We start from the raw sequence: 11,417 nt of genomic DNA, 5'->3' as shown, positions 1-11,417 counted from the left end.
TCTTTCAGAGCCAGGACGTGATCAGCGCGGCCATCGGCAGCACCGGGATCAGGGCGTCCACACGGTCAAGCACGCCGCCGTGGCCAGGCAGCAGGTTGCTGCTGTCCTTGATGCCGGCGCGGCGCTTGAGTTGGGATTCGAACAGGTCGCCGATGACGGAGAAGATCACGATCACCAGCAGCACCAGCAGCGCCAGCGCCCAGCCGAAGCGGGCCTGCAGCCTGAAGGCGAAGGTATCCTGCAGCCACGGCGCGGCGCCGCCCGCCAGCACGATCGACAGCGACGCCAGCGCCAGCACGGCGATGGCGCCGCCGATGGCGCCTTCCCACGACTTGCCCGGCGAGATGCTCGGCGCCAGCTTGCGCTTGCCGAAGGCCTTGCCGGAGAAGTAGGCGCCGATGTCGGCGATCCACACCAGCACCATCACCGACAGCAGGTACAGCGGCGAATGCAGGTACAGGCCGACCAGCGCGAAGAAGGCGGCGAACACGGCGAAACTGAAGGTGATCGACAGCGACCAGTTGGCGGCGCCGCCCAGCGGCGGCAGGCCCAGGCCCAGGGTCGGCGCGTAACGGATGATCCACAGTAGCGCGGCCACGCCGTACAGCGCGTTGACGGCGCCCGGCTTGGCCGCATACATCAGCGCCACGAACAGCGCGCCGCCGATGAAGCCGGCCACGCGGGCGCGGCCCTCGGCCAGGCCGAACAAGCGGGCGCCTTCCCACACGGCGGCGCCGACAAACAGCGTCACCACCAGGGCAAACGCGGGGAAATAGTTGAAGAACAGGACCGGCAGCAGCACCGCCAGCAAGACCACAGCGGTAATAATCCTCGTTTTCAGCATCAGTTTGTCTTTTCAGCCAGTTGCGCGCCGGTGCGGCCGAATCGCCGCTCGCGGTGCTGGTAGGAGGCGATCGCCTCGTCGAGACACGCGGCGGAGAAATCCGGCCAGTAGGTGTCGGTAAAGAACAGCTCGGTATACGCCAGCTGCCACAGCAGGAAATTCGAGATGCGCTGTTCGCCGCCGGTGCGGATGAACAGGTCCGGCTCGGGCGCGTAGGCCATGGCCAGGTGCGGCGCCAGCTGCTCTTCGCTGAAGTCGGTGGCGCCGGGGTGGGCTTTGACCATCTGGCCGACGGCCTGCATGATGTCCCAGCGGCCGCCGTAGTTGAAGCAGACGGTCAGCGTCATGCGGGTGTTGGCGGCGGTCTTGCGCTCGGCGGCGGCGATCATGCCTTGCAGCTTGTCGTCGGCGCGGGACAGGTCGCCCACCACGCGCAGGCGGATGTTGTTGGCGTGCAGCTTGGAGACTTCGCGCTCCAGCGCCGTGACGAACAGGCGCATCAGCAGCGACACTTCTTCTTCCGGGCGGCGCCAGTTTTCCGAGCTGAAGGCAAACAGGGTCAGGTAGTCGACGCCACGGCGGGCGCAGGCCTCGACCACGGTGCGTACGGCATCGACGCCCTTGACGTGTCCGCCGACGCGCGGCAGGAAGCGCTTGGTTGCCCAGCGGCCGTTGCCGTCCATGATGATCGCCACGTGGCGCGGCACGGCCGGTGCGTCGGGAACCTCGGTAGTCGAACTCGTATATTTCATGAAAACTTCGGTGCCAAAGTATAAAGTATTGCAGGTGTGAGACAAAAAGACAAGACGCCAGCATAGCAGACACCGCCGGGCGCATGCGCGACCGGCGGGCTACCGTGCTGGCGCCCGTGGGAGTTACACCGTCAGAACTTCTTTTTCCTTCTCTGCCAGCATTTTGTCGATGTCAACGATGAACTTGTCGGTCAGTTTCTGGATGTCGTCGGTGCCGCGGCGCTCGTCGTCTTCCGAGATCGCCTTGTCCTTGACCAGCTTTTTCAAGCCTTCGTTGGCGTCGCGGCGGATGTTGCGCACGGCGATCTTGGCGTCCTCACCCTCGCCCTTGACCAGCTTGACCATTTCCTTGCGGCGTTCTTCGGTCAGCGGCGGGGTCGGCACGCGGATCATGTCGCCCTGCGCGGCCGGATTCAGGCCCAGGTCGGCGTCACGGATGGCTTTCTCGATGGCGCCGGCCATTTTTTTCTCGAACGGCTGCACGCCGATGGTGCGGGCGTCGACCAGGGTCAGGTTGGCCACCTGGCTGATGGCGGTCGGGCTACCGTAGTAGTCCACCGTCACGTGGTCGAGGATGCCGGTGTGGGCGCGGCCGGTACGCACCTTGGCCAGATCGGCGCGCAGGGTTTCCAGCGATTTGACCATGCGCTCTTGCGCGCTCTTTTTAACGTCAGCTACGGACATTGCTGCTCTCCTGTTATCTTTAAATTAAACGTGAACCAGTGTACCCTCATCCTCGCCCATGATGACGCGCATCAGCGCGCCCGGCTTGGTGATGGAGAACACCTTGATCGGCAGTTTCTGGTCGCGGCACAGCGCGAAGGCGGTGGCGTCCATGACCTGCAGGTGCTTGGCGATCGCTTCGTCGAAGCTGATCGAGTTGTACAGCGTGGCGTTCGGGTCTTTTTTCGGATCGGCGGTGTAGACGCCGTCGACCTTGGTGGCCTTCAGCACGATTTCCGCGCTCACTTCCGAGCCGCGCAGCGCCGCTGCGGTGTCGGTGGTGAAGAACGGGTTGCCGGTGCCGGCCGCAAACACCACGACCTTGCCTTCTTCCAGGTACTGCAGCGCTTTCGGGCGCACATACGGCTCGACTACCTGCTCGATGCCGATTGCCGACATGACGCGCGCGGTGATGCCGACATGGCGCATGGCGTCAGCCAGGGCCAGCGCGTTCATCACGGTGGCCAGCATGCCCATGTAGTCGGCGGTGGCGCGGTCCATGCCCTGGGCGCCGGGAGCGACGCCGCGGAAGATGTTGCCGCCGCCAATGACGATCGCCAGTTCCACGCCCAGTTTCGCGACCTCGGCCACATCAGCCACCATCCGCTCGATCGTGCCGCGGTTGATGCCGTATGGGTCATCACCCATCAGGGCTTCGCCGGACAATTTAAGGAGGACGCGCTTGTAGGCTGGTTTGGACATGAGACGGGGCTCCTATTGATTGGGTTGTTCGGGGGGTTAAGTCTGCGGCGCCTATGATACCTCGCCCGGCGCCGCGTCCTGCTGCGGGCTTAAAAAAACGGGCCTCTCGGCCCGTTTTCTTGTATTACGCTCCTTTGGAAGCGGCCACTTGAGCGGCCACCTCGGCTGCGAAGTCATCGACCTTCTTCTCGATGCCCTCACCCACCACGTACATGGCGAACGCCTTGACGGTGGTGGCTTTTTCTTTCAGCATCTGCTCGATCGACTGCTTGTCGTTTTTCACGAAAGCCTGGTTCAGCAGCGATACTTCTTTCAGGTACTTCTGAACCGAACCTTCCAGGCGCTTGGCGACGATGTCGGCAGGCTGGACTGGTTTGCCGGCGGCCACTGCAGCGGCTGCATCTTCGTCCGCTTTCAGTTGCGCGACCGAACGCTCTTTTTCGATCAGTTCGGCAGGAACCTGGTCGGCCGACAGCGACACTGGCTTCATGGCCGCGATGTGCATGGCCACGTCTTTACCGACTTGTTCGTCGGCGCCGTCGAACTCCACCATCACGCCGATGCGGGTGCCGTGCAGGTACGACGCCAGCTTGTTGCTGGTTTCGAAACGCTGGAAGCGGCGGATCGACATGTTTTCGCCGATTTTACCGATCAGGGCGGCGCGCACTTCGTCCAGGGTCTTGCCGTCGTCGCCAGCTGGCAGGGCCAGCAGGGCAGCCACGTCGGCCGGGTTCTTTTCAGCCACCAGACGGGCGGCGGTGTTGGCCAGGTTCAGGAAGTCGTCGTTTTTCGCAACGAAGTCGGTTTCCGAGTTCACTTCGACCAGGGCGCCTACGCCGTTGGCGATGTAGGTGGCGACCACGCCTTCAGCGGTGATGCGGCTGGCGGCTTTACCAGCCTTGCCACCCAGCTTGACGCGCAGGATCTCTTCCGCACGACCCATGTCGCCTTCGGCTTCGGTCAGTGCTTTTTTGCATTCCATCATAGGCGCGTCGGTTTTCGCGCGCAGTTCGCCTACCATTGCTGCGGTAATAGCTGCCATGTGTTTCTCCTGTATTTCGATATTCGGTGGGGATGGTGAGCGGCGCGCTACGGCGCGCTCCAACCATTTACGTTAAAAAAAAGGGGGAGCTGTTGGCCACCCCTTTTTCCTTACAGCCAATCAGGAACGATTAAGCCTGTTCGCTGACTTCGACGAATTCGTCGCCGGCTGCGGCTTTCACCAGCTCAACTACTTCGTTACCGGCAGCGGCACGGCCTTCCAGGATCGCGTCTGCCACGCCACGGGCGTACAGCGTGATGGCTTTCGACGAGTCGTCGTTGCCTGGGATGACGTACTGCACGCCTTCTGGCGAGTGGTTGGTATCGACCACGCCGATGACTGGGATGCCCAGTTTCGCGGCTTCGGTGATGGCGCCTTTATGGTAGCCAACGTCAACGACGAAGATTGCGTCAGGAACGCCGCCCATGTCTTTGATGCCGCCGATCGATTTTTGCAGCTTGACGATTTCGCGTTGGAACATCAGCGCTTCTTTTTTCGACAGTTTCTCAACCGAACCATCGGCCACAGCAGCTTCCATGTCTTTCAGGCGCTTGATCGAGGTTTTGATGGTTTTGAAGTTGGTCAGCATGCCGCCCAGCCAACGCTGGTCAACAAAAGGAACGCCTGCGCGCTGGGCTTCAGCAGCGATGATCTCGCGTGCTTGACGCTTGGTGCCTACCATCAGGATGGTGCCACGGCTAGCGGCAACCTGTTTCACGTGTTTCATCGCTTCTTGATACATACCCATCGTCTTTTCCAAGTTGATGATATGGATCTTGTTGCGGTGACCGAAGATGAACGGTGCCATCTTTGGGTTCCAGAAACGGGTTTGGTGACCGAAGTGGACACCGGCTTCCAGCATTTCGCGCATAGTTACGGACATAATATACTCCAGGGTTAGTTCTGGAATCCGGTCAGTGACCCAGGCAGTTGCCCAGGCACCCTTGTCGAACGGATTCGCGTGTTTAAATAAATAAAATTAACAACATTGCCTAAACCGAATTCAAGCAACCCGAGATTCTACCCTAAAAACAACCACTTGGGCAAGCATTCTCACCCTGGCGCGACGCCCCGCGCCGGTGCGCCGCCGCAGCGCGCTGCACCAAAATGGCACGAGGCATCAAATAATTCCATAAAGAAGTACAAAAGATGCCGGAAGTGTAATATTATTATGAAAAATATCGTTCCGGTAATTAAGTATTTCGTTGCGCCCAAACCCTGCGATAGCGTCCTTTTCGAAAGATCGCCATCATGTCCTTATTGTTAGCCGCCACCCTCGCCGCCGCCATCCAGCCCACCTGCTCCTGGGACCACCCGGGCCGCAATCCGTATACCGGCAGCGCGGCCGCCGCCATCGACCGCTACACCGACATTCCGGAAAGCGTGCGCGGCACCCTCAAGCGCCGCCTGGAAGACCATGCGCCGGACGATAGCGTCAGCATCACCCGTGACCACATCAGCGGCAAAAACCAGTACGACCCGACCATCCGCGACATGCACTTCGGCGCCTCGTCGGTTTGCGGCAGCGTCACCCGCAGCCAGTGGGCCGAGACCCGCGCCGAGCCGGCCGCCGTGTACTGCGTGGGCGAGCACTGCATCCTGGTGCCCAAGATCTGCGGCAATGTCAGCCGCATCACCCGCCTGACGCCGGCCATGGCGCAGGCCGGCCGCGAGCCGGTGAGCGCCGCGCAGGCGAACGAATCCGACAAGCCGCAGGAATTTGCCGACATCCGCCTGGTCGGCGGCGAAGTGTTCGACATTTCCCCCGCCCTGTTCGATGCGACCACCGACCCGAGCCTCGAATTCGACCTCGACAGCCTGTTGCAAAACCCGCGCCAACGCCTGGCCGACCGCCTGGCCGCCGCCTTGTTCGCCGATGCCATGGATAGCCTGGCGCTGGAAGGCGACGATTCGACCAGCGCCGACGAACAGGCCCGCAAACTGGCGCGCCGCCTGGGCGCCATGGGCGGCGACGGCATCGATGGCGTCGCCGCCCCGGTGCCGGAAGCCGACACCTGGGCCATGCTGCTGGGCGGCCTGGGACTGGTGGGCTGGGCCGCGCGCCGCCGCGCCAAGGCCGCCGCCGGCGCCGCCCGCTAGCGTCCCCTGCCGGCGCTGCACGCGCAAGCCCCGGCGTCGTTTATAATTTCCATATATTTGCACGATCATTGCACGCCATGCGCTGTCCGCCACTTGCGGGCGGCGCCTGGCGTCTTCACCGTTTACCTAGCTGATTGCGATCCACTATGTCTATTTCCATCAAAACCGCCGAAGATATCGAAGGCATGCGCGTGGCCGGCCGTCTCGGCTCCGAAGTGCTGGACTACATCACTCCCTTCGTCAAGCCGGGCGTCACCACCGGCGAGCTGGATCGCCTGTGCCACGAATACATGGTCAACGTCCAGGGCACCATTCCGGCGCCGCTGAACTACGCGCCGCCGGGCTACACGCCCTACCCCAAGGCCATCTGCACCTCCGTGAACGACGTCATCTGCCACGGCATCCCGGGCGACAAGGTGCTGAAACAGGGCGACGTGGTCAACCTCGACATCACCGTCATCAAGGACGGCTACCACGGCGACAACAGCCGCATGTTCTTCATCGGCGAACCGTCGATCCTGGCCAAGCGCCTGTCGGACGTCACCTATGAATGCATGTGGCTGGGCATCGAGCAGGTCAAGCCGGGCGCTTTCCTGGGCGACATCGGCCACGCCATCCAGCAGCACGCCGAAAAGGCCGGCTACAGCGTGGTGCGCGAGTTCTGCGGCCACGGCATCGGCAAGGTGTTCCACGAGGAGCCGCAGGTGCTGCATTACGGCCGTCCCGGCACCGGCGTCAAGCTGGAAGCCGGCATGGTGTTCACCATCGAGCCGATGATCAACGCCGGCCGCCGCGAAATCCGCGAAATGGGCGACGGCTGGACCATCAAGACCAAGGACCGCAGCCTGTCGGCGCAGTGGGAACACATGATCCTGGTGACCGATACCGGCTACGAGGTGCTGACGCTGTCGGCCGGCAGCCCGCCGCCGCCGGCGTTTGTCACCGGCGCGGGTTCGGCCCATCCCGCCAAGGCGGCGTAATCCCGTGAACGCGGCCGTGATGAAAAACGAATTGCGCGAGCAGCTCAAGCGCCAGCTGAAGGCCGATCGCCAGATCGTGATCGCTGCCTTCAAGGAAGACGGCATGCCGGAAAAGCTGCTGCGCAGCCTGCGCCAGAGCGTCGACGCGGTGCTGACCACGGCCTGGCACGCGGCCGGCCTGCCGGACAGCACGGCGCTGGTCGGCGTCGGCGGCTACGGCCGCGGCGAGCTGTTCCCGTATTCGGACGTCGACCTGCTGATCCTGCTGCAGGAGGCGCCGGACGCCGCCACCACGGCCAGGCTGGAAGAGCTGGTGCAGCTGCTGTGGGATCTGGGCCTGGAAATCGGCCACAGCATCCGCACGGTGGACGAGTGCCTGACCGAATCGGCGGCCGACATCACGGTGCAAACCAGCCTGCTCGAAGCGCGCATCATCTGCGGCGACGAGCAGCTGTTCGCGGAACTGCAGCACCGCTACAACGCTGCCATGGACCCGCGCGCCTTCTACCACGCCAAGCTGCTGGAAATGCGCCAGCGCCACGCCAAGTACGAGGACACGGCCTTCAGCCTGGAGCCGAACTGCAAGGAAAGCCCGGGCGGCCTGCGCGACCTGCAGGTGATCCTGTGGCTGGTGAAGGCGGCCGGCCTGGCCAACTCGTGGCGCACGCTGGCCACCAGCGGCCTGATCACGCAGACCGAGGCCAAGCAGCTGATGGAGAAGGAGCGCGCCTTCAAGGACATCCGCGTGCGCCTGCACCTGCACGCCGGGCGGCGCGAGGACCGCCTGGTGTTCGACGTGCAGACGGCGATCGCCGAGTCGCTGGGCCTGACCGCCACCGGCAGCGGCGCCAATATGCGCCGCGCCAGCGAATACCTGATGCAGCGCTACTACTGGGCCGCCAAGACCGTCACCCAGCTGAACACCATCCTGCTGCAGAATATCGAAGAGCGCCTGTTCCCGTCGGAAGGCGTGGCGGTGCCGATCAACGAGCGCTTCAACGACGTCAACGGCCTGATCGACATCGCCGAGGACGACACCTTTGAGAAGACGCCGTCGGCCATGCTGGAAATCTTCCTGGTGATGACCGAGCGGCCGTCGCTCAAGGGCATGACGGCGCGCGCCACCCGCGCGCTGTGGCACGAGCGCTTCCAGATCGACGCCGCGTTCCGCGCCGATCCGGTCAACCGCTCGCTGTTCCTGCGCATCATGCAGGCGCCGCGCGGCATCATCCACGCGCTGCGCCGCATGAACGACCTGTCGGTGCTGGGCCGCTACCTGCCCAACTTCCGCAAGATCGTCGGCCAGATGCAGCACGACCTGTTCCACGTCTACACGGTGGACCAGCACATCCTGATGGTGGTGCGCAATATGCGCCGCTTCACGATGGCCGAGCACGCGCACGAATACCCGTTCTGCAGCCAGCTGATGGCCAACTTCCCGCAGCCGTGGGTGCTGTTCCTGGCGGCGCTGTTCCACGACATCGCCAAGGGCCGCGGCGGCGACCACTCCAAGCTGGGCATGGCCGACGCCGAGCAGTTCTGCCGCGAGCACGGCATGAGCGACGAGGACACCGAGCTGGTGGTGTTCCTGGTCGAGAACCACCTGACCATGTCGCAGGTGGCGCAGAAGCAGGACCTGTCCGATCCCGACGTGATCCAGTCCTTCGCCAAGCTGGTCGGCGACGAGCGCCACCTGACCGGCCTGTACCTGCTGACGGTGGCCGACATCCGCGGCACCAGCCCCAAGGTGTGGAACGCCTGGAAGGCCAAGCTGCTGGAAGACCTGTACAAGATCACCCTGCGCGTGCTGGGCGGCGAGCCGCACAGCGCCGACAACGAGCTGCGCAACCGCCAGCAGGAGGCGCTGGCCACCCTGCGCCTGTACGGCCTGGCGCCGGACGCGCACGAGGCGTTCTGGAAGCAGCTCGACGTCGCCTACTTCCTGCGCCACGACGCCTCCGACATCGCCTGGCAGACGCGCGCGCTGTACGAGCGCCTCAACAGCGAGCAGCCGGTGGTGCGCTGCCGCCTGGCGCCGATCGGCGAAGGCTTGCAGATCGCCGTCTACATCAAGGACCAGCCGGACCTGTTCGCGCGCATCTGCAGCTATTTCGACCGCAAGAACTTCAGCATCCTGGACGCCAAGATCCACACCACGCGCCACGGCTATGCGCTGGACACCTTCCTGGTCACCGAGCAGAACTTCGCCAAGAACTACCGCGACATCATCAGCCTGATCGAGCACGAGCTGTGCGGCCTGCTGACCTATCCGGAGCCGCTGCCGGCGCCCGGCAAGGGACGGCTGTCGCGCCTGTCGCGCACCTTCCCTATCCAACCGACAGTGGACTTGCGCCCCGACGAGCGGGGACAATACTATCTGTTGTCGGTGGCGGCCAACGACCGCACCGGCCTGCTGTACGCGATCGCCAACGTGCTGGCCAAGTACAAGCTCAACCTGCACACGGCCAAGGTCATGACGCTGGGCGAGCGCGTGGAAGACGTGTTCCTGATCGACGGCGCGGCGCTGGGCAGCGCCCGCAACCAGATCCAGCTGGAAACCGACCTGCTGGACGCCATCAAGGTTTAACCCCTGTTTTAAAGTAGATACCATGTCTGAAGAATTACTCCGCCTGTCCAAACGCATGTCCGAACTGGGCTTGTGCTCGCGCCGCGAGGCCGATGAATGGATCGCGCGCGGCTGGGTCCGGGTCGACGGCAAAGTCGTGTCCGAACTGGGCACCAAGATTTACCCGAGCCAGCAGGTCAGCGTCGAGCGCCAGGCGGCGGCCGAACAATCGAAGCGCGTGACCATCCTGATCAACAAGCCGATGGGCTACGTCTCCGGCCAGGCCGAGGACGGCTACCAGCCGGCCGTGGTGCTGGTCAAGCCGGAAAACCGCTGGCCGGACGATCCGTCGCCGGAACTGTTCCACCCGACGCAGTTGCGCTCGCTGGTGCCGGCCGGCCGGCTCGACATCGACTCGGTCGGCCTGCTGGTGCTGACCCAGGACGGCCGCGTGGCCAAGCACCTGATCGGCGAAACCACCGAGGTCGACAAGGAATACCTGGTGCGCGTCGAGTACACCAAGCCGGGCAAGCTGCCCGACAGCGACCTGAAGAAACTGAACCACGGCCTGTGGATGGACGGCAAGCCGCTGCTGCCGGCCAAGGTGCGCTGGCAGAACGATGACCAGCTGAGCTTCACGCTGCGCGAAGGCAAGAAACGCCAGATCCGCCGCATGTGCGACATGGTGGGCTTGAAAGTTGTCGGATTGAAACGAGTTCGCATCGGCAAAGTGAAACTGGGCGACTTGCCGGTCGGCCAATGGCGATATTTGCGGCCGGATGAACGCTTCTGACCACAGAGGGATAAAATTTCTTGCTCTTTTGCAAGCCAAAACCCGGAATCCACTGTAAACTGCGTAGATCGACCTCGCATTGTAGAGTCATTATCAAAGAGATATGCCGTCGTGAACGATCCTATACCTAATGAATTCCGTCGCGGCCCCCCCAGCCTAAAAGATGCTGTGGAGCCAATTGCGTCGGGTTCGAAACCGCATGACATGACCGATGAACATGACATCGGTGATGCCCTGACCTTGCTGGCCGATAGCGGCGAGGCGATCTCGATTTATCCGGCCAGTTCCACCAACGTGGTGATGGCGCGCATCAAGTCGGTCGATCCTGAAAATCCGTATTTCGAGGTGGAGCTCAACGAGGGCGAATTCCTGCCGCCCGGCGACGCCACCTTCGTGGCCTGGCTGCGCTCGGCCAAGGTGCAGTTCACGCTGACCTCGACCGACTGGCCGAGCAAGCCCAACGAGCCGACCGTGCTGCCGCTGGAATTCCCGCTGAAATGCCTGGTGCTGAACCGACGCGCCTCGGCGCGGCTGGAAACGCCGCTGGGCGTCTACTACATGGCCTCGTTCGTGCTGAACGGCAAGCCGTATGAATTGCAGCTGTACGACTTCTCGGCCGGCGGCGTCGGCATGCGCGCCGCGCCGCGCGACGCGGTCGGGCTGCACATCGGCCGCAAGCTGCAGCGCGTGCGGCTGGAGCTGGGGCCGGACTCGGTGATGATCGCCGACCTGGAAATCCGCCTGTCGCGCACCTTCCGCTCCTTCCTGCTGGGCGAGCAGGTGCAGATCGGCTGCCAGTTCATCAACCTGTCGCCGGCGATGGAAGAGGAGCTGCGGCGCCTGCTCGACCGGCTCAACAGCGGCAAGCACCATCGTTGAACCTGATTGAGCGTTGGCGGCGGCACGTTCCTTGCT

General features: G+C 63.4%; 11 protein-coding genes. 5 read left to right on the top strand and 6 right to left on the bottom strand.

Annotated elements, in window-relative coordinates; genetic code table 11:
• Positions 1 to 4: 4 nt before the first annotated feature.
• The 6 genes from GJ698_RS00540 to rpsB form a co-directional block, all read right to left on the bottom strand.
• Positions 5 to 844 (bottom strand): phosphatidate cytidylyltransferase, encoded by an 840-nt coding sequence (locus GJ698_RS00540; protein ID WP_154355647.1) that lies wholly within the window; start codon positions 842 to 844, stop codon positions 5 to 7.
• A complete protein-coding gene (gene uppS, locus GJ698_RS00535; protein ID WP_154355646.1) occupies positions 844 to 1,596 on the bottom strand; it encodes a polyprenyl diphosphate synthase in 753 nt (250 codons plus the stop codon). Before uppS ends, GJ698_RS00540 begins: the two co-directional genes overlap by 1 nt.
• 123 nt (positions 1,597 to 1,719) lie before the next feature.
• Entirely contained in the window at positions 1,720 to 2,280 is a 561-nt protein-coding gene (frr, locus tag GJ698_RS00530) for a ribosome recycling factor (protein WP_154355645.1), read from the bottom strand.
• Between the two features lie 24 nt (positions 2,281 to 2,304).
• Complete coding sequence (gene pyrH / locus GJ698_RS00525; protein WP_154355644.1) at positions 2,305 to 3,021, bottom strand: UMP kinase; 717 nt, start codon at positions 3,019 to 3,021, stop codon at positions 2,305 to 2,307.
• 124 nt (positions 3,022 to 3,145) lie between these two features.
• Positions 3,146 to 4,063 carry a translation elongation factor Ts gene (gene tsf, locus GJ698_RS00520; protein WP_154355643.1) on the bottom strand — a complete coding sequence of 306 codons (918 nt, stop codon included), beginning with the start codon at positions 4,061 to 4,063 and terminating at the stop codon, positions 3,146 to 3,148.
• 130 nt (positions 4,064 to 4,193) lie between these two features.
• Positions 4,194 to 4,946, bottom strand: a complete 753-nt coding sequence (gene rpsB, locus GJ698_RS00515) for a 30S ribosomal protein S2 (RefSeq protein WP_154355642.1) — start codon at positions 4,944 to 4,946, stop codon at positions 4,194 to 4,196.
• A 368-nt stretch (positions 4,947 to 5,314) separates the two neighbouring features.
• On the opposite strand from rpsB, the gene GJ698_RS00510 reads away from it, so the two are divergent.
• From GJ698_RS00510 to GJ698_RS00490, 5 genes are all read left to right on the top strand, one after another.
• Positions 5,315 to 6,163, top strand: coding sequence for an MHFG family PEP-CTERM protein (locus tag GJ698_RS00510; RefSeq protein ID WP_154355641.1), 849 nt, complete (start codon positions 5,315 to 5,317; stop codon positions 6,161 to 6,163).
• A gap of 146 nt (positions 6,164 to 6,309) precedes the next feature.
• Entirely contained in the window at positions 6,310 to 7,143 is an 834-nt protein-coding gene (map, locus tag GJ698_RS00505; protein ID WP_154355640.1) for a type I methionyl aminopeptidase, read from the top strand.
• A gap of 19 nt (positions 7,144 to 7,162) precedes the next feature.
• Positions 7,163 to 9,730, top strand: coding sequence for a [protein-PII] uridylyltransferase (locus GJ698_RS00500; RefSeq protein ID WP_154355639.1), 2,568 nt, complete (start codon positions 7,163 to 7,165; stop codon positions 9,728 to 9,730).
• Positions 9,731 to 9,752: 22 nt separating this feature from the next.
• The gene (locus GJ698_RS00495; protein WP_154355638.1) at positions 9,753 to 10,502 is read left to right on the top strand and encodes a pseudouridine synthase; all 750 of its coding nucleotides are present in this window, start codon (positions 9,753 to 9,755) and stop codon (positions 10,500 to 10,502) included.
• A gap of 204 nt (positions 10,503 to 10,706) precedes the next feature.
• Entirely contained in the window at positions 10,707 to 11,381 is a 675-nt protein-coding gene (locus GJ698_RS00490) for a flagellar brake protein (protein ID WP_154355637.1), read from the top strand.
• The last annotated feature ends 36 nt before the right edge of the window (positions 11,382 to 11,417 follow it).

Origin of the sequence: Duganella aquatilis (assembly GCF_009674565.1) — a bacterium.
Classification (GTDB): Bacteria; Pseudomonadota; Gammaproteobacteria; order Burkholderiales; family Burkholderiaceae_D; genus Rugamonas; species Rugamonas aquatilis.
Note: the sequence above shows the minus strand (reverse complement) of the source record. Positions and strands in the feature narration are given on the sequence as shown.

Excerpts from the sequence above, each read along its gene's own strand:
- GJ698_RS00540 (WP_154355647.1), bottom strand. The coding sequence starts at position 844 with ATGCTGAAAACGAGGATTATTACCGCTGTGGTCTTGCTGGCGGTGCTG.
- uppS (WP_154355646.1), bottom strand. The coding sequence starts at position 1,596 with ATGAAATATACGAGTTCGACTACCGAGGTTCCCGACGCACCGGCCGTG.
- frr (WP_154355645.1), bottom strand. The coding sequence starts at position 2,280 with ATGTCCGTAGCTGACGTTAAAAAGAGCGCGCAAGAGCGCATGGTCAAA.
- pyrH (WP_154355644.1), bottom strand. The coding sequence starts at position 3,021 with ATGTCCAAACCAGCCTACAAGCGCGTCCTCCTTAAATTGTCCGGCGAA.
- tsf (WP_154355643.1), bottom strand. The coding sequence starts at position 4,063 with ATGGCAGCTATTACCGCAGCAATGGTAGGCGAACTGCGCGCGAAAACC.
- rpsB (WP_154355642.1), bottom strand. The coding sequence starts at position 4,946 with ATGTCCGTAACTATGCGCGAAATGCTGGAAGCCGGTGTCCACTTCGGT.
- GJ698_RS00510 (WP_154355641.1), top strand. The coding sequence starts at position 5,315 with ATGTCCTTATTGTTAGCCGCCACCCTCGCCGCCGCCATCCAGCCCACC.
- map (WP_154355640.1), top strand. The coding sequence starts at position 6,310 with ATGTCTATTTCCATCAAAACCGCCGAAGATATCGAAGGCATGCGCGTG.
- GJ698_RS00500 (WP_154355639.1), top strand. The coding sequence starts at position 7,163 with ATGAAAAACGAATTGCGCGAGCAGCTCAAGCGCCAGCTGAAGGCCGAT.
- GJ698_RS00495 (WP_154355638.1), top strand. The coding sequence starts at position 9,753 with ATGTCTGAAGAATTACTCCGCCTGTCCAAACGCATGTCCGAACTGGGC.
- GJ698_RS00490 (WP_154355637.1), top strand. The coding sequence starts at position 10,707 with ATGACCGATGAACATGACATCGGTGATGCCCTGACCTTGCTGGCCGAT.